This window comes from Streptomyces boluensis, assembly GCF_009908195.1.
GTDB lineage: Bacteria > Actinomycetota > Actinomycetes > Streptomycetales > Streptomycetaceae > Streptomyces > Streptomyces boluensis.
In genome coordinates this window covers 1-20,979 of record NZ_JAAAHS010000058.1, presented here as the reverse complement: position 1 = coordinate 20,979, position 20,979 = coordinate 1, and the positions used below count along the sequence as shown (strand labels likewise).

15 protein-coding genes are annotated in these 20,979 nt (G+C 71.3%); 12 read left to right on the top strand and 3 right to left on the bottom strand.

Annotation, left to right across the window (positions count from 1 at the left end; genetic code table 11):
* Positions 1-98 precede the first annotated feature (98 nt).
* Genes GUY60_RS10785 through GUY60_RS10755 form a run of 7 tightly spaced genes read left to right on the top strand, consistent with a single transcriptional unit; the run spans position 99 to position 12,322 of the window.
* The gene (locus GUY60_RS10785; protein ID WP_161696333.1) at positions 99-1,088 is read left to right on the top strand and encodes a DUF1702 family protein; all 990 of its coding nucleotides are present in this window, start codon (positions 99-101) and stop codon (positions 1,086-1,088) included.
* A complete protein-coding gene (locus GUY60_RS10780; RefSeq protein ID WP_161696331.1) occupies positions 1,085-3,007 on the top strand; it encodes a CRTAC1 family protein in 1,923 nt (640 codons plus the stop codon). The genes GUY60_RS10785 and GUY60_RS10780 overlap by 4 nt, the downstream gene beginning before the upstream one ends.
* A 23-nt stretch (positions 3,008-3,030) precedes the next feature.
* Positions 3,031-4,164, top strand: a complete 1,134-nt coding sequence (locus GUY60_RS10775; protein ID WP_161696346.1) for an RnfABCDGE type electron transport complex subunit D — start codon at positions 3,031-3,033, stop codon at positions 4,162-4,164.
* Positions 4,161-9,971 (top strand): type I polyketide synthase, encoded by a 5,811-nt coding sequence (locus GUY60_RS10770; protein WP_161696329.1) that lies wholly within the window; start codon positions 4,161-4,163, stop codon positions 9,969-9,971. Before GUY60_RS10775 ends, GUY60_RS10770 begins: the two co-directional genes overlap by 4 nt.
* Position 9,972: 1 nt before the next feature.
* Positions 9,973-10,434: an acyl-CoA thioesterase gene (locus GUY60_RS10765; protein WP_161696327.1), complete on the top strand. Its 462-nt coding sequence runs from the start codon at positions 9,973-9,975 to the stop codon at positions 10,432-10,434.
* Positions 10,431-10,979 (top strand): flavin reductase family protein, encoded by a 549-nt coding sequence (locus tag GUY60_RS10760; protein WP_161696325.1) that lies wholly within the window; start codon positions 10,431-10,433, stop codon positions 10,977-10,979. The genes GUY60_RS10765 and GUY60_RS10760 overlap by 4 nt, the downstream gene beginning before the upstream one ends.
* Positions 10,976-12,322 carry a cytochrome P450 gene (locus tag GUY60_RS10755; RefSeq protein WP_161696323.1) on the top strand — a complete coding sequence of 449 codons (1,347 nt, stop codon included), beginning with the start codon at positions 10,976-10,978 and terminating at the stop codon, positions 12,320-12,322. The genes GUY60_RS10760 and GUY60_RS10755 overlap by 4 nt, the downstream gene beginning before the upstream one ends.
* A gap of 193 nt (positions 12,323-12,515) precedes the next feature.
* On the opposite strand, the gene GUY60_RS10750 is transcribed toward GUY60_RS10755, so the two are convergent.
* Complete coding sequence (locus tag GUY60_RS10750) at positions 12,516-13,283, bottom strand: helix-turn-helix domain-containing protein (RefSeq protein WP_161696321.1); 768 nt, start codon at positions 13,281-13,283, stop codon at positions 12,516-12,518.
* A gap of 30 nt (positions 13,284-13,313) precedes the next feature.
* Positions 13,314-14,405 carry a transcriptional regulator gene (locus GUY60_RS10745; RefSeq protein ID WP_161696319.1) on the bottom strand — a complete coding sequence of 364 codons (1,092 nt, stop codon included), beginning with the start codon at positions 14,403-14,405 and terminating at the stop codon, positions 13,314-13,316.
* Between the two features lie 348 nt (positions 14,406-14,753).
* Between GUY60_RS10745 and GUY60_RS10740 the strand changes: the two genes are divergently transcribed.
* From GUY60_RS10740 to GUY60_RS38500, 5 genes are all read left to right on the top strand, one after another.
* Entirely contained in the window at positions 14,754-15,284 is a 531-nt protein-coding gene (locus tag GUY60_RS10740) for a DUF5987 family protein (protein ID WP_187369978.1), read from the top strand.
* Entirely contained in the window at positions 15,281-16,936 is a 1,656-nt protein-coding gene (locus GUY60_RS10735) for an FAD-dependent oxidoreductase (RefSeq protein WP_161696315.1), read from the top strand. Before GUY60_RS10740 ends, GUY60_RS10735 begins: the two co-directional genes overlap by 4 nt.
* 114 nt (positions 16,937-17,050) lie before the next feature.
* Complete coding sequence (locus GUY60_RS10730) at positions 17,051-17,509, top strand: acyl-CoA thioesterase (RefSeq protein ID WP_161696313.1); 459 nt, start codon at positions 17,051-17,053, stop codon at positions 17,507-17,509.
* A 177-nt stretch (positions 17,510-17,686) separates the two neighbouring features.
* Positions 17,687-18,490, top strand: a complete 804-nt coding sequence (locus tag GUY60_RS10725) for a TIGR03084 family metal-binding protein (protein WP_161696311.1) — start codon at positions 17,687-17,689, stop codon at positions 18,488-18,490.
* A 153-nt stretch (positions 18,491-18,643) separates the two neighbouring features.
* Complete coding sequence (locus GUY60_RS38500; protein ID WP_223178679.1) at positions 18,644-20,101, top strand: prephenate dehydrogenase; 1,458 nt, start codon at positions 18,644-18,646, stop codon at positions 20,099-20,101.
* Positions 20,102-20,174: 73 nt separating this feature from the next.
* Here GUY60_RS38500 and GUY60_RS10715 read toward each other — a convergent pair.
* The coding region (locus GUY60_RS10715; RefSeq protein WP_223178678.1) for a carboxymuconolactone decarboxylase family protein at positions 20,175-20,979 on the bottom strand (805 nt) is incomplete at its 5' end.

Genomic DNA, 20,979 nt, shown 5'->3' with positions numbered 1-20,979 from the left:
AGACGCCGACGCCGACACTTTGGCACCTTCCAAAGTGGTATTCGAATGCGGCGTACTGGAATTGCAGGGATTTACGACGAGGGGTTTGTCACGTGTCCATGTTGCGTGCACTGAGGCGCCGAGTCCTCACACCGAACGTCCGCGAAACGCAGCTGGCGCGGCGCGGATTCCACGTAAAGAACGAGGAAGCGAAGAACCAGCTGGAAACGGTTGGCGCGACGTTCCTCCAAGGATATGCGTATGCGGTCGAGGCGCGTTCCGCTGCCGAGGCCGAGGAATGGCTCCAGACCATTCCGCGGGCATTTCGCGGATTCGCGTACGAGGGCGCCGGAATGGGCGCGGCCATGCTCGACGCGTTCACCGGGAGCCAGAAGCGGCTGAACGGTTTCCTGAACGGCGAGGGCCGCCACCACGACTACATGATCCTCGTCGGCGTCGGCTGGGCCATGGCCCGGCTGCCCAAGTTCCTGTGGCCGGACGTCAACGAGTACGACCCGCTGCTGCGCTGGCTCGTCCTCGACGGATACGGCTTCCACCAGGCGTACTTCCGCACCGACGACTACGTCCGCGACCCGGAGCGCGAGCACCCCTTCAGCTGGGGCGCCGGCTACGACGAGTACAGCCAGCGGGCCATCGACCAGGGCATCGGCCGCGCCCTGTGGTTCGTCGGCGGCACCGACCCGGACGTCGTCGCCGGGCTCATCGCGGCCTACCCCGAGCACCGGCACCCCGACCTGTACGCCGGCTCCGGCCTCGCCTGCACGTACGCGGGTGCCGCCGACGAGCACGAGCTGCGGCGCTTCGCGGAGCACGCCGGAGAGCACTTCCCGAACCTCGCGCAGGGCTCCGCCTTCGCCAGCGAGGCGCGGGAGAAGGCCGGGCTGACCATCGACCACACCCATGTCGCCGCGCGCGTGCTGTGCGGCGGGCGCACCCCCGCGCAGGCGGCGCAGGTGTGCACGGACCTCATTCCCGCGATGCGTGAAGCGGGTGACCGGGCCGAGGGCCCGGCTTTCGAGACCTGGCGGCAGCGGATCGCTGCCGATATTTCGACCGTTCCGTACGTCCAGAAAGGTGCCACGGCATGACGCACCCCATAGCCTGGCTTCGCAAGCAGGCGCCCGGAGTTGTCGCTCTCGCCCTCATGGTGACCGCCTTCTACGCGGTGGAGCCGGCCGAGTCGTCCGCTGCCGACAATGCGAAGCTCGCCGAGAACTTCCAGTTCGAGCCGATGTCGATCGCCCTGCCGCAGGGCCACAAGCAGAAGACCGTCCGCGAGGTCAACAAGGCGTACAAGCACATCGAGGCGTGGATCTCCTCGGTCGGTGCGGGTGTCGCCATGAACGACATCGACGGCGACCAGCTGCCCAACGACCTGTGCATCACGGACCCGCGCACCGACACGGTGTCCGTGACCCCGGCCCCGGTGCCGAACCGCAAGAGCGAGACGTACCGGCCGTTCGTGCTCGACCCTGAGCCGCTGCCCAAGTCGAAGACGTCCGCGCCGATCGGCTGCGTGCCCGGCGACTTCAACGAGGACGGCGCCACCGACCTGCTCGTCTACTACTGGGGCCGCACCCCGGTGATCTTCCAGTCGAAGCTGCCCGCCGAGGGCAAGAAGCCGAGCCTGGGCGCCGACTGCTTCGAGCCCGTCGAGCTGGTGCCCGGCGCGGGCGGCGAGGTCTACAGCGGGCCGCTGTGGAACTCCAACGCGGCCGCGGTCGCCGACTTCGACGGTGACGGCCACAACGACATCTACATCGGCAACTACTTCCCGGACAGCCCGGTCCTCGACCCGTCCAAGGACGGCGGCGTGGAGATGAACGACTCCCTGTCGCACGCCGAGAACGGTGGCGGCGGCCACTTCTTCCGCTGGACGAAGAACGGCTACGAGGAGCAGAAGAACGTCCTGCCCGAAGGCCTCGACAGCGGCTGGACCCTCGCCGTCTCCGCCAACGACCTGGACGGCGACCAGCGCCCCGAGGTGTACCTCGCGCACGACTTCGGCACCTCCGCGCTGCTCTACAACAAGTCGAAGCCCGGCAAGTTCGCGTTCTCCGAGGTCAAGGGCGAGCGCACCGCGACCACCCCCAAGTCCAAGGAGCTGGGCCGCAGTTCCTTCAAGGGCATGGGCATCGACTTCGGTGACCTCGACAACGACGGCCTGTACGACGCGTTCGTCTCCAACATCACCACCTCGTTCGGTATCGAGGAGTCCAACTTCGCCTTCTTCGGCACCGCGAAGAACAAGGCCGACCTGCGCAAGCGGTTCCAGAAGGGCGAAGCCCCGTACGAGGACCGCTCCGCGCCGCTCAACCTCGCCTGGTCCGGCTGGGGTTGGGACACCAAGATGGGCGACTTCGACAACAACGGTGACCAGGAGATCACCCAGGCCACCGGCTTCGTCAAGGGCAAGCGCAACCGTTGGGCACAGCTTCAGGAACTCGCCACCGCCAACGACGGCCTCACCAAGCACCCGTACTTCTGGCCCAACGTGGAAGAGGGCGACGACCTGGGCGGCGACCAGTCGCTGCGGTTCTTCGTGAAGAACCACGACGGGAGCTACAGCAACCTCGCCAAGGACCTCGACATGGACGTCCCGGTGCCCACCCGGGGCATCGCCACCGGTGACGCCGACGGCGACGGCAAGCTCGACCTGGTCGTGGCCCGCCAGTGGGACGCCCCGGTCTTCTACTGCAACATGAGCGAGAAGCCCGGCAAGTTCCTCGGCCTGAAGCTGAAGGACAAGGCCGGCTCCGACGTGATCGGCGCCCAGGCCACCGTGACCCTCTCCGACGGCTCCACCCGCATCGGGCGCGTCGACGGCGGCGGCGGCCACTCCGGCAAACGCAGCACCGACCTGCACATCGGCCTCGGCGAGGCCGACGGACCCGTACAGGTCCACCTGACCTGGCGGGACCGTGACGGCCAGGTGCAGAACGAGGACCTCTCGCTGACCCCCGGCTGGCACTCGCTCCAGCTCGGCGCCGACGCCAAGGAGAAGTGACCGTGTCGACCACCACCCAGCAGATACCGGCAGGCCCGGAGAAGGCCGACAAGTCCGCCAAGGCGCAGAAGCCGCCGACGCCGCCGCGCCACGACAACAAGGTCATCACCGCACTGCGCCGGTTCGCCATCTCGATCAGCGTCCTGAACATCGCGGGCTACACGTTCCTCGGCTTCGAACAGCCCTGGCTGTGGCCGTTCATCGCCGTCGCCACCGCGTACACGGTGGAGATCAGCCTGGAGGCGATCAGCGCCCGGGTCGAAGGCCGGCGGGCGCGCTACGCGGGCAACGGCCCGCGCGGCATGGTGGAGTTCCTCTACCCGGCCCACATCACCGGCCTCGCGGTCAACATGCTCACGTACGTCAACGACCGTGTCTGGGTCATGATGTTCGGCGTGCTCGTCGCCGTCGGCACCAAGTGGGTGCTGCGCGCGCCGCTCAAGGGCCGCATGCGGCACTACATGAACCCGTCGAACTTCGGCATCATGATCATCCTGGTGCTGTTCCCGTGGGCGAGCATCGCGCCGCCCTACCACTTCACCGAGTACCTCTACGGCCCCGCCGACTGGGTGCTGCCCGCCGTCATCATCACGCTCGGCACCATGCTCAACGCCAAGCTGACCGGCCGCATGTGGCTGATCACGGGCTGGCTCGTCGGGTTCGTCCTGCAGGCCGTCATCCGTGGTCTGCTGCTCGGCACCGCCATCCCCTCGGCGCTCGGCATGATGACCGGCACCGCGTTCATCCTCTTCACCAACTACATGGTCACCGACCCCGGCACCTCGCCGTCCAAGCGCTCCTCGCAGATCGCCTTCGGCGCCGGTGTGGCCGCGATGTACGGGCTCCTCACCGGCCTCGGCATCGCGTACGGCATCTTCTTCGCCACGGCCCTGGTCTGCCTGATCCGCGGCGGTTACCTGTGGCTCCTGAACTACCTGGACAAGCAGCGCGCCGCCGAGGCCAAGGCCGCCGAGGAGGCCCGGTCCGTCCTGAACGGCGCGCCCCTCGCGGCCGTCTCCGACAAGCCCGCGGACAAGCCCGCCGGTGACAAGGGAGCCGACCCGTGCACCGCCGGGACCTGCAACCACGGCAAGTGCGCCGCGGTCCGGGCCGCCGAGCAGAAGGAAGCCGACAAGAAGGTGGCGGTGCCAGTATGAGCAGCCGAATAGCGATCGTCGGGATCGCCTGCCGCTATCCCGACGCCACCACCCCACGCGAGCTGTGGGAGAACGCGGTGGCCGGCCGCCGGGCTTTCAGGCGCCTGCCCGACGTACGGATGAACCTGGACGACTACTACGACGCGGACCCCACCACCCCGGACCGCTTCTACGCCCGCAACGCGGCCGTCATCGAGGGCTACGAGTTCGACCGCATCGCCCACCGCATCGCGGGGTCCACCTACCGCTCCACCGACCTCACCCACTGGCTCGCGCTCGACACCGCGACCCGGGCCCTGGCCGACGCCGGGTTCCCGGTCGGCGAGGGCCTGCCGAAGGAGCGCACCGGCGTCGTCGTCGGCAACACCCTCACCGGCGAGTTCTCCCGCGCCAACGTGATGCGGCTGCGCTGGCCGTACGTCCGCAGGGTCCTGGCCGGGGCGCTCAAGTCGCAGGACTGGGACGACAACCGCACCGCCGACTTCCTCGCCGGGGTCGAGGAGGCGTACAAGCAGCCCTTCCCGGCCATCGACGAGGACACCCTCGCGGGCGGCCTCGCCAACACCATCGCCGGGCGGATCTGCAACCACTTCGACCTCAACGGCGGCGGCTACACCGTCGACGGCGCCTGCTCCTCGTCGCTGCTCTCCGTCACCACCGCCGCGACCTCGCTGCAGAACGGCGACCTCGACGTCGCCGTCGCCGGAGGCGTCGACCTGTCCATCGACCCGTTCGAGATCATCGGCTTCGCCAAGACCGGCGCCCTCGCCAAGAAGGAGATGCGGCTCTACGACCGCGGCTCCAACGGCTTCTGGCCCGGCGAAGGCTGCGGCATGGTCGTCCTGATGCGCGAGGAGGACGCCCTCGCCGCCGGACACCGCATCTACGCCAGCGTGGCCGGCTGGGGCATCGCCTCCGACGGCCAGGGCGGCATCACCCGGCCCGAGGTCAGCGGCTACCAGCTCGCGATGCGCCGGGCCTACGAGCGGGCCGGGTTCGGCATCGGCACCGTGCCGCTGTTCGAGGGCCACGGCACCGGCACCCAGGTCGGCGACGCCACCGAACTCAAGGCCATCATGGGCGCCCGCGCCGACGCCGCCCCGGACGCGCCCAGCGCCGTCATCAGCTCCATCAAGGGCATGATCGGGCACACCAAGGCCGCCGCCGGTGTCGCCGGACTCATCAAGGCCGCCATGGCCGTCGACTCCGGCATGCTGCCGCCCGCCATCGGCTGCGTCGACCCGCACGAGCTCCTCACCGACGAGGCGGCCAACCTGCGGGTGCTGCGCAAGGCCGAGCCCTGGCCCAAGGACCAGGCCCGCCGCGCCGGCATCACCGCCATGGGCTTCGGCGGCATCAACACCCACGTCGTCCTCGACAAGGAGGTGTCCGGCAAGCGCCGCGCCCCCGTCAGCCGCCGTGCCACCACCCTCGCGGGCTCCCTCCAGGACAGCGAACTGCTCCTCCTGGACGGCGACTCACCCGAGGCGCTGCGCGCCCGCATCTCCCAAGTGGCCGACTTCGTACCGAAGTTGAGCTACGCGCAGATCGGCGACCTCGGCGCGACGCTGCAGAAGGAACTGCGCGACCTGCCCTACCGCGCCGCCGTCGTCGTCACCTCACCCGAGGACGCCGAACTGCGCCTGCGCAAGCTGCTCGACGCCGTCGACGCGGGGGAGACCCGCTCCCTCGGCGAGGACGGCCGCACCTTCCTGGGCAAGGCCGAGGACGAGGCCCGCATCGGTTTCCTCTTCCCCGGCCAGGGCTCCGGCAAGTCCACCGGCGGTGGCGCGCTGCGCCGGCGCTTCACCGAGGCCGCCGACGTCTTCGGCAAGGCGGGCCTGCCCACCACCGGCGACATGGTCGCCACCGACGTGGCGCAGCCCCGCATCGTCACCGGCTCCACCGCCGCACTGCGCGTCCTGGACGCGCTCGGCATCGAGGCCGACGTCGCCGTCGGCCACAGCCTCGGTGAACTCTCCGCCCTGCACTGGGCGGGCGCCTTCGACGGACCCACGCTGCTCGACGCGGCCCGGGTGCGCGGCCGCGCCATGGCCGAGCACAGCGCCTCCGGCACCATGGCGTCGCTCGCCGCCGGACCCGAGCAGGTCAAGACGCTCACCGACGGGCTGCCCGTCGTCATCGCCGGGTACAACGGCCCGACCCAGACCGTCGTCGCCGGACCCGTCGACGACATCGACACCGTCGCCGCCCGCGCCACCCAGGGCGGCGTCAACTGCACCAGGCTCGCCGTGTCGCACGCCTTCCACTCGCCTCTGGTCGCACCCGCCGCCGACTCGTTCGGCCAGTGGCTGGAGGGCGCCGAGTTCGGGCTCGTGGAACGCCGCGTCATCTCCACCGTCACCGGCGCGGAGCTCCCCGAGGACGCCGACCTGCCCAAGGTCCTGCGCCAGCAGATCACCGACCCCGTCCTGTTCACCCAGGCCGTACGGGAGGCCGCAGCGGACGTCGACCTGTTCGTCGAGGTCGGCCCGGGGCGGGTGCTCTCGCACCTCGCCTCGACCAGCACCGACGTGCCCGCCGTCGCCCTCGACACCGACGACGAGTCGCTGCGCGGACTGCTCCAAGTGGTGGGCGCCGCCTACGTGTTGGGTGCTCCGCTGATACACGAGCGCCTCTTCCAGGACCGGCTCACCCGGCCCCTGGAGATCGGCGCCGAGTTCAGCTTCTTCGCCAGCCCCTGCGAGACTGTCCCGCAGATCGACCTGCCCGCCGCCGTACGCGCGTCCTCCGACCAGGCCGCCGACGCAGGCGGGCAGGCCACGGACGCGGGCAGTGCCGCCGGGGGCTCCGTCCTCGACGTGCTGCGCGCCCTGGTCGCCGAACGGGCCGAGCTGCCGCCCGAGTTGGTCAACGACGACTCCAGCCTCCTCGACGACCTGCACATGAGTTCCATCACGGTCGGGCAGATCGTCAACCAGGCCGCCACCAAGCTGGGCCTCGCCACCGCACACGTACCGACCAACTTCGCCACCGCGACCGTGGCCCAACTCGCCGAGGCCCTGGAGTCGTTGGCCGAGACCAGCCAGGACGGGGACGGCGCCGCCGCCCTCGTGTCCGGTGCGGCCGCCTGGGCGCGGGCCTTCTCCGTCGACCACGACGTGCTGCCCATCGGCCCGGCCGCACCCGGCCAGGCAGGCGGCTCCTGGCAGCTGTTCGCCGACGCCGCGCACCCGTTCGCCCAGGACCTCAAGCAGGCCCTGGAGAACGCGCAGGTCGGCTCCGGCGTCCTCGTCGCGCTCGCACCCGACTGCCCGCAGGACCACATCGAGCAGGCCCTGAACGGCGCCAAGGAAGCCCTCGCCGGCGACCGCGAACGCCGCTTCGTCCTCGTCCAGTCGGGCCGCGGCGCGGCCGGGCTCGCCAAGACCCTGCACCAGGAATCGCACCTGCGCACCACCATCGTGCACACCCCGGTGTCGGACGACGCGGTCGAGCAGGTGGTGGCCGAGGTCGCCGCGACCACCCGGTTCACGGAGGTCCACTACGACGCGGGCGGCGTGCGCACCGTACCCACCCTGCGAGCCCTGCCCGTCGCCGCCGAACGCACCGAACGCGTCCTCAACCCCGACGACGTGCTCCTCGTCACCGGCGGCGGCAAGGGCATCACCGCCGAGTGCGCCCTCGCCGTGGCCAAGGACAGCGGCGCCAAGCTCGCCGTACTCGGCCGCTCCGACCCCGCGAAGGACACCGACCTCGCGGACAACCTGAAGCGCATGGCCGACAGCGGCGTCACCCTGCACTACGCCGCCGCCGACGTCACCGACCCCGACCGGGTCCGCGCCGCCGTCGCCGAGCTCACCGCCGAACTCGGCCCCGTCACCGCCCTGTTGCACGGTGCGGGCCGCAACGAACCGGCCGCGCTCACCAGCCTCGGCATGGACACCGTCCGCTCCACCTTCGCCCCGAAGGTCGACGGACTGCGCACCGTCCTCGACGCCGTCGGCGAGGACCAGCTGAAGCTGCTCGTCACCTTCGGTTCCATCATCGGCCGCGCGGGCCTGCGCGGCGAGGCCCACTACGCCACCGCCAACGAGTGGCTCGCCGACCTCACCGAACAGGTCGCGAGCAGCAACCCGAACTGCCGTGCCGTGTGCATGGAATGGTCCGTCTGGTCCGGCGTCGGCATGGGCGAGAAGCTCTCCGTCGTCGAGACGCTGTCCCGCGAGGGCATCGTCCCGGTCTCACCCGACCAGGGCGTGGAGATCCTGCTGCGCCTCATCAACGACCCCGACGCCCCCGTCGTGGCCGTCATCAGCGGCCGCACCGAAGGCATCGAGACCGTACGCCGCGACCTGCCGCAACTGCCGCTGCTCCGCTTCACCGGCACCCCGCTGGTCCGCTACCACGGCGTCGAACTCGTCACCGAGGTCGAGCTGAACGCCGGCACCGACCCCTACCTCGCCGACCACCTCCTCGACGGCAACCTGCTCCTTCCCGCCGTCGTCGGGATGGAGGCGATGACCCAGGTCGCGCACGCCGCCACCGGCTGGAACAACACCCCCTCCCTGGAGGGCGTCGAATTCCTGCGGCCCATCGTCGTACCGCCCGGCGGCACCACCCGTATCCGCATCGCCGCTGCCGTCACCGGACCCGACACCGTCGACGTGGCCATCCACGCCGAGGAGACCGGCTTCGTCGCCGAACACTTCCGGGCCCGGCTCCTGTACGGCGACACCGCCATCCCCGAAGGACCGCCCGAGCAGGTCGGCGCGGACGTCCCGGCCGCGCCGCTCGACCCGGCGACCGACCTCTACGGCGGGGTCAACTTCCAGGGCGACCGCTTCCACCGGCTGCTCCACTTCCACCGGGCCGCCGCCCGGCACGTGGACGCGGACGTCGAACTCAAGGCGCCCAGCGGCTGGTTCGCGGGCTTCCTGCCGAACGACCTGCTGCTCGCCGACCCGGGCATGCGCGACGCCCTGATGCACGGCAACCAGGTGTGCGTGCCCGACGCGACCCTGCTGCCCTCCGGCATCGAGCGCCTCTACCCGCTCGGCACCTCCACCGACGCACCCGAGACGCTCCGCTACTGCGCCACCGAGCGCTACCGCGACGGCGACACGTATGTGTACGACGTGGTGGTCCGCACCCCCGAAGGCACCGTCGTGGAGCGCTGGGAGGGCCTGACCCTGCACGCCGTGCGCAAGACGGACGGCTCGGGCCCCTGGGTGGCACCGCTGCTCGGCTCCTACCTGGAACGCACCCTGGAGGAGGAACTCGGCACGCACCTCTCGGTCGCCGTCGAACCCTCCACCGGCGAGTCCACCGAGGAACGCCGGGCCGGCACCGCCGCCGCCGTCCAGCGGGCCATCGGCGAGAGCGTCGACATCCGCTACCGGCCCGACGGCCGCCCCGAACTCGCCGACGGGCGGGCGCTGTCCGCGGCCCACACCCTGGGCATCACCCTCGGCGTGGTCTCCGGCACCGAAGGCCAGACCGTGGCCTGCGACGCCGAGGCCGTCAACGTCCGTACCGAGGACGACTGGCAGGGCCTGCTCGGTGAGCACGCCCCGCTCGCCGCCGAGGTGGCCCGCCAGACCGGGGAGGCGCCGGACACCGCCGCCACCCGGGTGTGGAGCGCCGTCGAGTGCCTCAAGAAGGCCGGCCTCGCCGCCGGGGCACCCCTGACCCTGGCCCCCGCGGGCCGGGCGAACTGGGTGGTCCTCACCGCGGGCGAACTGCGCATCGCCACCTTCGTCACGGCGCTGCGCGACCAGCTCGAACCGGTGGTCTTCGCCGTCCTCGCCGACGGTACGAAGACTCCGGCGGGACGGAGCCGGTGACATGGCGGACCACTTCGAGTACCGGCACCAGGTCGCGTTCGACGAGACCGACTTCGGCGGCGCCGCCGACCCCGTGAACTTCCTGAGCTGGCAAGGGCGTTGCCGGGAGCTGTTCCTCGGCCACCTGGAACCCGACGCCCTCGCCGACGCCCAGGGAGAGCTGAACCTGTTCACGCTGCAGGTGGAGTGCGAGCTGTTCGCCGAGGTCGTCGCCCTCGACGAGCTGTCCGTCCGGATGCGGGTGGCCGACACCGGCCACACCGAGCTCAACCTCACGTTCGACTACGTCAAGGTCGCGGCGGACGGCGAGGAGACGCTGGTGGCACGGGGCGGGCAGCGCGTCGCCTGCATGCGTGGTCCGGAGTCGTCCGCCGTCCCCGCGCTCATCCCCGATGCGCTGGCACGGGCGCTGGCGCCCTACTCGGCGGCCGAGGACCGGCCGCTCGCAGGGAGGCAGTCATGACCCTACTGATCGCTCCGTCCGCGGAGATCGTCGACCTGGAGGACAGGAAGCAACTGCGCGGCGCGTTCGGGACGTTCCCCACCGGGGTCACCGTGGTGACCGTCGGTGGGGGCTCCCCCCGGGGCATGACGGCGAACTCGTTCACGTCCGTGTCCCTCGACCCGCCGCTGGTGCTGTTCTGCGTCACCAAGGAAGCGACCATGCACAGCAGGCTGGAGACGGCGCCGACGTTCTCCGTGTCGGTGCTCGGCACCGGCCAGGAGTCCGTGGCCCGGCACTTCGCCAGCCGGTCACGGCCAGCGGGCGCGGGCCAGTTCGACACCGTCGACTGGCTGCCCGGGCAGAAGACCGACGCACCCCTGATCGCCGAGGCGGCCGCCCACTTCGAGTGCGAGAAGTGGGCGTCGTACGACGGCGGTGACCACACGGTGTTCCTCGGCCGGGTGGTCGCCGCCGCCCGGCGCCCCGACCGGGACGCCGTCCTCTTCCACAACGGACGCTTCCGGCAGGCGCCCGCCGAGCAAACGGAAGGCAGGGCGGCATGAAGGTGCACCCGCCGGGGCCACCGCCGACCGCCCTGCCGGGACTGCTGAAGAAGCTGGCGGTGGACCGGCTCGCCCTGATGCGGGACGCCGCCGGCCTCGGAGACGCGGTCCGCGTCAACATGGGCCCCAAGAAGCTGTACATCTTCAACCACCCCGACTACGCCAAGCACGTCCTCGCCGACAACGCCGCCAACTACCACAAGGGCATCGGCCTGGTGGAGGCGCGGCGGGTGCTCGGCGACGGGCTGCTCACCTCCGAGGGCGAGGTGTGGCGGGCCCAACGCCGCGCCGTACAGCCCGCGTTCAAGCCCGGCCGGATCAACCAGCAGGCCGACGCGGTCGCCGAGGAGGCCGCCAAGCTGGTCGCGCTGCTGCGCCGGCACGAGGGCGGTGACCCCGTCGACGTCCTGCACGAGGTCACCGGCCTCACCCTCGGCGTACTCGGCAGGTCCCTGCTCGACAGCGACCTGAGCGCGTACGACTCGGTGGCGCACTCCTTCGAGGCGGTCCAGGACCAGGCCATGTTCGAGATGGTCACCCAGGGCCTGGTGCCGCAGTGGGTGCCCACCCGGATGCAGCGCGACTTCCGCAAGGCCCGCCAGGAACTCCACGACGTGGTCGACCGGTTGGTCTCCGACCGTGCCGCGCGCATGGCCGACGGCGAGCCCGCCGACGACGCGCTGTCCCGGATGATCCTCGCGGCCCGCAAGGAGGCCGACCCCGGAGCGGCCCGCCAACGGCTGCGCGAGGAACTCGTCACGCTGCTGCTCGCCGGGCACGAGACGACGGCGAGCACCCTCGGCTGGGTGCTGCACCTGCTCGACGTGAACCCCGAGGCGCGGGCCCGGGTCAGGGAGGAGGCCGTACGCGTCCTCGGCGACCGCAACCCCGCGCTCGAGGACCTGCACCAACTCACGTACACCACCATGGTGGTGCAGGAGGCGATGCGGCTCTACCCGCCGGTGTGGGTGCTGCCCCGGGTCGCGCAGGCCGACGACGAGGTCGGCGGCTATCACGTCTCCGCCAAGGCCGACGTGCTCGTCTGCCCGTACATCCTGCACCGCAACCGGGACTACTGGGACGACCCGGAGCGCTTCGACCCCGAGCGCTTCGACCCGCAGCGGGTCGCCAACCGGCCGCGGTACGCGTACATCCCGTTCGGCGCGGGGCCGCGGTTCTGCGTCGGCAGCAACCTGGGGATGATGGAGGCGGTGTTCGTCGCGGCGCTGGTCACCCGGGACCTGGAGTTGCGTACCGTGCCGGGGCATTCGGCGGTTGCCGAGCCGATGCTTTCGCTGCGCATGCGTGGGGGGTTGCCCATGTCGGTGCATCCCGTGCCGTAGTCCGGGGCTCGGTACCAGGGGCTGCGCCCCCGGACCCCCCTTTCGGCCTGCGGCCTCGTCCTCAAACGCCGGACGGGCTGATTGTCGCCTCCGGCTCGTCCTCAGGCGCCGGACAGGCTGGGATGTGCCGGGCGGGCCGTATAGAGGAGGTTCCCAACAGTGAGGGCCGGTCACGGAATTCCGTGACCGGCCCTCACTGTTGCTGTCGGGCGGGGGCTTCGACGTCGAGGAGGGCGAGCAGTACCGGCGGGTCCAGGACGTCCTGGGGGCGCAGGGCTATCTCGACGGGCTTCAGGAGCGCGCCGGGCCGTACGGTGACCGGGCCGACCCGGCCCACGGACAGTTCGAGGTCGGACTGGCCGAAGAGGCCGTCCTCGTGGCCGTACGGCACCGAGTGGGCCAGGATGTGCCAGGTCCCGTTGGGGGTGTTGCGCAGCTCGAAGGTGCCGGGGCCGTCCAGGACCGTCCAGCGCGCCGGGCGGCCCTGCCGTACGCAGCTGGGGAACAGGCCGACGAAGACCGGGCCGGGAATCGTGGTCTGCGGGAACACCACCCGGCCGCGCAGCGTCAGGCTCTGCGCGACGCTCGTGGCGCCGGCCGCCGCGGCCATGGGGAACTTCGGTACAGAGCCGCCGAGTTCGCGGTAGGCGCTCGGCGAGAGCCCCACGCACGCCTTGAAGCGGGAACTGAACGTACCCACGCTGCTGTAGCCCACCTGGCTGCTGATGTCGGCGACGCTGAAACCCGTCTCCAGCAGAAGCCTTTTCGCTTCCTGAATTCTCAGCGCGGAAAGAAAACGTCCCGGAGAGGTGCCCGTCGCTTCCCGGAAGAAGCGGGTGAAGTGAAACTTGCTGAACATCGCGGTGCGGGCCATGTCATCGATCGTGAGGTCCTGCCCCAGGTTCACGTGCATGTAGCGGATCACTCGGCGGACGGCATGTTCGATGGTGGACGTGGTCACCGTATCTCCCTATCTCCCCGGGGCGGGGCGTCAACGCTGAGTTGGCTGAGTGGGTCGCATTTCGGTGAACTGGGCGGTCTCCGCGTGCTTTCGCCGTGCCATGTCGTCGGCGAAGCGCCGCCAGGCGTCCGAGCAGTGCCGGGCGAGATCGGCGATCGACTCGGTGGCGTGCGGGGGGACGGCGTCCGCGCGCTTCTGCCAGGCCTCGTCGACGATGAAGTGGGTGTGGAACCAGCGGATGAAGTCCCGGCCCGCCTCCGAGTGGCGCAGGGACGGGTCGTTGGCGAGGCGGCGCAGCACGTCCAGAGGTGCGCGCGAGCGGGGCGAGAGGGGCGACTGCGGGGCGACGGGGCCGGCGGGCGCGGGCCCGGCGGTGGGCTCCGCTCCGGCGGCGGCGCGGCCTTGCGCGGGAGCGGACGCCTCCTTCGCCCGGGGCTGCGGCGCCGCGGCGCGCTCCCGGTGCGCGGCCCGCGCGACGGCGCTCTGCCGGCTGGGCGGCACCGGGCCCTCGCCGCGCTGCAGCCTGCGCCGCACGTCGTGGGCGGTGCCGAGGGAGAGGCCGGTCTCGCGCACCACGGCGCGCAGCGGGATGTCGGGGTCGCGCATCATCAGCTCGGCCGCGTGGATGCGTTCCGCGGTACGGTCCAGCGGATGCACCTTGCCGTCCGACCCGGTCCGCATGTTCAGCGGGGGAGAACCCACGGCTGAACACACCCGCACCGAGGCGACGGTCTTCGCGTCGAGTCCCACATAGGTGGCGACCGCGCGGTCCGACAGGTTCGGGTGCGAGGCGAGGATGCGCTCGGCCGCCGTCTTCCGCTCGGCCACCGACAGCGGCAGCCCGTGCGTGACGTTCGCCGTCACCGAGCGCAGGAACACCTGGTCTTCCGAGCCGTCGAAGAACTGCGCCTCGACGGTCTCGTCCCCCCGCAGGCGCGCGGCGTCGACCCGGTGCATGCCGTCGACCACGCGCAGCGTCGGCCGGTGCACGAGGATCGGCGGCAGCGCCGCGTACACCGCGGCGAGCCGGCGCACGTGCGCCTTGTCGATGCCATTCAGCCGCGGTGAGTCCGCGGGAACCAGAGTGTCGATACGCACCAGGTGCGTGGAGTGCTTCGGCACAGCTCTGGAATCTTCGGAGCCTTTCAAGTTTCCCCCAAGCATGAGACCGAGAGGCACTTCCGCAGGCCTTGTCGCTTTTCCGGAAGGAAAGTGACGTGCGGCTGAGGAATGGATCCGATGTTGGAGCCTAAGTGCGAATCAAATCGGCCACAGAACACCTGTCGGGTGATGCGTCGACTCTGCGGGGTTCATTCCGTTCCCGTGCCTACTTAGGGCAGTTGCTTGAACACCAGGGCGCGGCCTAACTTTTTCTCACGCCGCAAGGGCGCCCCGCTCCAAACAGACTGAATGGAGGACGAGTTGAGTCACCACGAAGAGCAAGTGGCGCTCAGCGGCGAGTTCCGCACCATGACGCTCGAGGCGTACGCGGACACCATCATTCCGGGAGAGAAGCGCGGCCCCGAGGACCGGGCGATCGCCGGTGTCGCCACCGGCGGCGGCGCGGTCCAGGCCGGCGCCCTCGAACTGCTCGCCTGGGACGCCACCGGCATCCACGACGGTCTGGACGACCTGGCGCGGCTGCTCAACGAGCACACCACGGCGTACGCCGAGGAGCAGGGGCTCGAACTCGACGCGGACGTACCGCCCTTCGTGGCACTCGGCTACGAGCACCGGGCGGAGCTGGTCCTGCGGCTCACCAAGCCGGGCCACCCGGAGAAGGACTTCTGGGTGATGCTCGCGCTGTTCTGCAACATGGCCTTCGACTCGGCGGCGCACCTGCCGACGCAGCAGGCCCTTCAGGACGGCCACCCCGGTCTCGCGGCGCTGGGCATCAGCAAGCCCGACCCGGACGGACTGTGGCGCTTCACCGACTTCGGCTACGGCCGTGAACTCGCCCGCATGCACCCCGACACGACGCCTTCCGGGAGCCCAGCATGAGCAGCACCGCCGAGCGCACCGACGTGCTCGTCATCGGCAGTGGCTTCGGCGGCGCGATCACCGCCTACCACCTCGCCGCGGGCGGCGCGAAGGTGACCATCCTGGAACGCGGACCCTGGCTCAGGACCGAGGAGTTCGAGCACGACTACAAGCTCGGCTCCTCCTACACCAGGGCCTTCGACTTCACGGTCGGCGACGGCATGAGCATCCTCGGCGGCAACTGTGTCGGCGGCGGCAGCGTCGTCTACTTCGCGGCCATGCCGCGGGCGCCGCGCTTCGTCTTCGAACGGCACGGCAGCATCGGCCGCCGGATGTGGCCGGGCGCCATCAACCGCGACACCCTCGACCCCTGGTACGACCGGGTGGCCGAGTCCCTCAACATCACCAAACAGGAGTGGAGCGACGCCAGTTACGCCGGCGGACTGTGGGCCGCGGCCTGCGACCACGCCGGACGCACCGCCAACCCCCTGCCGGCCGCCATCGACAACTCCAAGTGCGTCAACTGCAACTTCATGATGGCCGGATGCCGCTTCGAGGCGAAGCAGTCCCTCACCCTCAACTACCTGCCCGCCGCCCTCGCCCACGGGGCCCGGATACGCCCGCTGCACGAGGTGCAGCGGATATCCCGGACCGCCGACGGCGACTACCTGGTGCACTACAACGTCGTCGACAACGACGACTACCGCGTCCACATCGGCAGCGGCACCATCGAGGCGAAAGTCGTGGTCATGGCCGCGGGAGCCGGTGCGACACCGGTCATCCTGCAGCGCAGCGAGGACGACCTCGGCACCATGCCGCACGCCGTCGGCCGGTACTTCTCCGGCAACGGCGAACGCCTCAACACCGCCATCATCAACGAGGACAAGGCCGCCGAACTCCTCGGCCTTGACCGCGGGGACGGACTCGCCTACGCCGCGAACGCGATCGGCAAGGGCCCCACCGTCGCCAGCTGGGACCGGCTCGACGGCTCCCTGCCCGAATACTCCCGCTACTCCCTGGAACAGCTCTACTTCCCGCCGGGCCTCGGCACGATCCTGGCCCAGGTGCCGGACGCCTCAGGACCCACCTGGTTCGGCCCCGAGAAGAAGGAGATCCTCAAACGCTGGACCTCGTGGCTCACCATCTTCACGATGATCGAGGACGACAACGAAGGCGTCTTCGGACCCCCGCCCGCCACCGGTAACGCGCACCGCATCTCCCAGCAGATGCTCGGCCGGGGCAACCTGTCGTACGACCCGACGCCCAACACCTGGGGCGCCTGGATGCAGTCCGACGCCGAGGTCAAGGAGATCCTGGAGAAGGACGGCCTGGCCAAGGTGATGCCCTGGACCAACGACCTGATCGGCGCCTACACCGTGCACCCCCTCGCCTCCTGCCGCATGGGGGACGACCCGCACACCTCGGCCCTCGACGACCGCAACGAACTCCGCGGCCACCCCGGCATCTTCGTCACCGACGGATCCGCGGTGCCCGGCGCCCTCACGGTCAACCCGGCCATGACCATCGCCGCCGTAGCCGAACGTGCCGTGCCCAACATCGTGCGGGCCGCCCAGGACAAGGGCGTCCGCGTCAGCTACGGAGCCCCCGCACCGGACGGCTCCCGCGCCGGACGCAAGAACGTCCTGCCGCTGCTGCAGCTCGCCGGCAGGTAGCACCTTCCCCGACTCGCTCTGGTGGTCCCGCGCTTCCCCCTGCGCGGAACCACCAGAGCGCCCTTCAGGCACCTGAGTTGCTCCACACAACCCACCGGACCGAAAGGCGTTCTCGTGACTGACTACTTCGAGTACCTCCACACCGTCGGCTTCGAGGAGACCAACCTCGTCGGCAACGTCTACTACGTGAACTACCTGCGCTGGCAGGGCCGTTGCCGCGAGCTGTTCCTCAAGCAGAAGGCGCCAGCCGTACTCGCCGAGGTCCAGGACGACCTGAAGCTGTTCACGCTGAAGGTCGACTGCGAGTTCTTCGCCGAGATCACCGCCTTCGACGAGCTGTCCATCCGGATGCGGCTCTCCGAACTCGGCCAGACCCAGCTGGAGTTCACCTTCGACTACGTGAAGCTCACCGAGGACGGCGGCGAGACCCTGATCGCCCGCGGCAAGCAGCGCATCGCCTGCATGCGCGGCCCGAACACCGCCACGGCCCCGTCCTTGATCCCGGACGCCCTGGCCCAGGCCCTGGAGCCGTACTCCATCCAGGTGCGCTCGCTCGCCGGCCACGCGGCCTGACGCACACGACCGCCTTTTTTCGGACCGGTGAGTTGCTTCAAGGAACTCACCCCGCCCCACAACTCCACCACGCCACCGCCAGGCCCCTTTTTTCGGCCCACTGAGTTGCTTCACAGGACCAACCCTGCACGGGACCAACCGCCACCACCCACCGCCCCGTTGACCGAGGAGACCGCCATGACCGCCCTGAACGACGTGCTCAAGGACCTTGCCGCCGACATCGACGAGGTCGCCGGCCTGGTCGCCGACATCGACGACGCCGCCTGGAACACCGCCACCCCGGCGCCCGGCTGGACCGTCGCCGACCAGATCGCCCACCTGACGTTCATCTTCGAACTGGCCCGCAGCGCCGCCGCCGAGCCGGAGAAGTTCAAGGCCATCACCGCCTCCGCGGGAGCGGACTTCGACGGGGCCGTCGACGCCGCCCTCAAGCAGTTCAACGCCTTCCCGCCGCCGCAGCTCCTCGGCCGCTTCCGGGCCCTCGGCGACGCGTCGGTGGACGCGCTCGGCGCCGTGCCTGAGGGGCAGGTCGTGCCGTGGCTGGTCAACCCGCTGCCGCCGGTCGTCCTCGCCTGCGCCGGGATCATGGAACTCTTCGGCCACGGCCAGGACATCGCCGACGCCCTCGGCGTACGCAGGGAGCCCACCGACCGCCTGCTGCACCTCGTCAACTTCGCCGCCCTGACCCGCGACTTCGGCTACGAGGCGCACGGCCTGACCCCGCCGGCCGCCCAGTTCCGCTACGAGCTCACCGCACCGTCCGGCGCGGTGTGGACCGTCGGCCCCGAGGACACCGACCAGGTCATCAGCGGCCCGGCGCACGACTTCTGCCTCCTGGTGACCCGCCGCCGGCACCGCGACGACCTCGCCCTGACGGCCACCGGCACGCACGCCGAGCAGTGGCTCGACATCGCCCAGGCCTACCGCGGCCCGCACGGCGAGGGCCGCGAGGCCGGACAGTTCGCGGACACCGAGCGGTGAGCCGTACGGCCAGGACGTACCGCCGAAGCCGCGGCCGTCCCCCGCACAGCGGCCCGTACGACACCCAGGGGCCGCCCACCGCGCACCGCGACCGTCCACCGGGTACCCCGCCGCCCCCGCACACCCGCGCCAGAAGCCCACCGAGGAGACATCATGACCAGCAAGTCCCTGCGCCGAGTGACCGTCATCGGCTGCGGCCTGATCGGTACGTCCATCGGCCTCGCCCTGACCCGGGCCGGTGTCGAGGTGGCCCTGGAGGACTGCGACACCGACGCCCTGATGCAGGCCCAACTGATGGGCGCGGGCCGCGAGTTGGCACCCCATGCGCCGCCCGCCGACGTCGTGGTGATCGCCACTCCGCCGGCCGTCGTCGTGGACGCCCTGTACGACGCGCAGACCCGCGCCCTGGGCTACGCCTACACCGACGTGGCGGGTGTGAAGGAGCTCATCTGGAACGAGGCGGAGCTGCGGGCCTGCGACCTGATGGGGTACGTCCCCGGCCACCCCATGGCGGGCCGGGAGCAGTCCGGCGCCGGCGCCGCCGATGAGGACCTGTTCGTCGGGCGGCCCTGGATCCTGTGCCCGTACCCGACCTCGCAGCCCGAGGCGGTGGACGCCGTCGCCGAACTGGTGGCGCTGTGCGGCGGCGTCCGCCGGGACCTGGCACCGGAGGAGCACGACGAGGCCGTGGCCGCGGTCTCCCACGTACCGCAGCTGATCGCGTCGGCGCTCGCGGCGCAGCTCACGGATGTGGCCGGCGAGGTGCTCGCCCTGGGTGCCGGGGGAGTGGCGGACACGACCCGGATCGCGGGCAGCGACCCGAAGCTGTGGAGCGACATCTTCGCCCAGAACCCCGAGGCGGTGGCCGACGTCGTCGACCGGATCGCCGGTGAACTCGCCGAGGCGGCACGGCAGTTGCGCGACCCCTCCGGTGACGGCTCGGCCGCGGTGGACGAGCTCCTCGAGCGCGGGAACCAGGGCCGGGCGGCGCTGCTCGCGGCCCAGGAGTCGGCCTTCGCCGACCTGGTGGGCCTGGGCGGGCACCGCGTCGACGAGGATGCCTTCGCAGCGGGCATGGCGGACGTCGAGCGGTTGATCGCGGTGGTCGAGACGGGCGAGGGGGGCGAGGACATCGGCACGAACCGCACCACGAACCGCACCACGGACGGCGGCAGCGGACCCGAGGGCGGCGAAGGGGACCACACGCCGGGTGCCGAGGACGCGCCGGGCGCCGGGAGCGACGAGCGGCCCGGCGCGACGCAGACCCCGGACGTCCGGCCCGGCGCGACGCAGACCCCGGACGTCCGGCCCGACCGCGGCCCGCGCCACGGTGACAAGGCCGGCGGCGGGGCCGGAGCCGACGAGAACGCCGCCGGTACGGACGGGCCCGGCGCGGGCCGTCCCACCGCACGGTCCGGCGCCGGCGAGCCGGCCGTGACAGGGGAGGCCGCCGGGGGAGCGGCGGCCTCCCCGCCGGTCGAGCCCGGCGGGTCCGCGGAGGCGAGCGGCGCCCGTGACGACCTCACCGCACCCCGCGCGCTCGGCCCGCTGCGGGTGCGTCACCCGAGGCCCGGCGGTCAGGTCCCGCGTGCCCGACGAAACCGCGGTTGACCCCGCCCGGCCGAACCCAGGGCCCCGCTCCGTCCACCTACGTGACGGAGCGGGGCCCTGGGCTGCCCTGTCGTCAGAGCGCCGCAGGCGAGGGCACGGCGAACCGTCCTCCCACGCACAGCGCAGCGGACAGCGCCGCCCACGAGGTCAGCTCGATCAACTCCTGGTCCCCAGCGTGCCGTTCGCGGAACGCCGCGATGTCCGCGTCGAGCACCTGGTACGGGGTGAACGCGGTCAGGAGCGCGAGACGCGCTGCGGGCCGGTCGGCGTCCGGCAGGTCCGTGACCGCCTCCTCCACCCAGGCCCGGCCGGGCCCCGGCGGCGGGGTGCCGTCCCACTCCGCGAGGCGTCCGTCGAGCAACTCCCGTACCGACGGAGGCACCCAGCGGGCGCTGTCCGTCACCGCCGCGACAGCCCGGCCGAGCGCCTGGGCCACCGGCAGGTTGCCGCGCGCCCAGTCGAGCCCGGCGGGCAGCGGCGCCTCGGGCAGCAGGTCGAGGGAGACCCCCGGCTGCAGCGGCGCACCGGAAGCGGGCCGCATCGCCTTGGCCGCCGTACGCAGAATCGTGCCGCGCAGGAAGCCGGGCGCCTGCTCCGGCACTGGGGAGGCGGCGAGGAACAGGTGCACCATGCGGTTGATGTAGTGGAAGACGACGGCCACCCCGTAGATCTCGGGCGCGTGCTCGGCCGGGAACGGTACAGCGGCCGGGTCGCTCCCGGCCTCGGGGCGCAGCCCGCTGGTGCGGGCCCAGGCGCCGACAGCGTCGGTCGTACCGGCCCGCGCGGGCGGCAGGGTCTGCAGGGTCGCCTGGTGCACATCCACGCAGTACGGGCAGGTGTTGGCGCGGGACACCTCGGTGGCCACGACCTCCTTGACC

Coding starts and splice junctions, on each gene's coding strand:
- GUY60_RS10780 (WP_161696331.1), top strand. CDS start 1,085: ATGACGCACCCCATAGCCTGGCTTCGCAAGCAGGCGCCCGGAGTTGTC.
- GUY60_RS10760 (WP_161696325.1), top strand. CDS start 10,431: ATGACCCTACTGATCGCTCCGTCCGCGGAGATCGTCGACCTGGAGGAC.
- GUY60_RS10765 (WP_161696327.1), top strand. CDS start 9,973: ATGGCGGACCACTTCGAGTACCGGCACCAGGTCGCGTTCGACGAGACC.
- GUY60_RS10770 (WP_161696329.1), top strand. CDS start 4,161: ATGAGCAGCCGAATAGCGATCGTCGGGATCGCCTGCCGCTATCCCGAC.
- GUY60_RS38500 (WP_223178679.1), top strand. CDS start 18,644: ATGACCAGCAAGTCCCTGCGCCGAGTGACCGTCATCGGCTGCGGCCTG.
- GUY60_RS10785 (WP_161696333.1), top strand. CDS start 99: ATGTTGCGTGCACTGAGGCGCCGAGTCCTCACACCGAACGTCCGCGAA.
- GUY60_RS10755 (WP_161696323.1), top strand. CDS start 10,976: ATGAAGGTGCACCCGCCGGGGCCACCGCCGACCGCCCTGCCGGGACTG.
- GUY60_RS10740 (WP_187369978.1), top strand. CDS start 14,754: ATGACGCTCGAGGCGTACGCGGACACCATCATTCCGGGAGAGAAGCGC.
- GUY60_RS10735 (WP_161696315.1), top strand. CDS start 15,281: ATGAGCAGCACCGCCGAGCGCACCGACGTGCTCGTCATCGGCAGTGGC.
- GUY60_RS10725 (WP_161696311.1), top strand. CDS start 17,687: ATGACCGCCCTGAACGACGTGCTCAAGGACCTTGCCGCCGACATCGAC.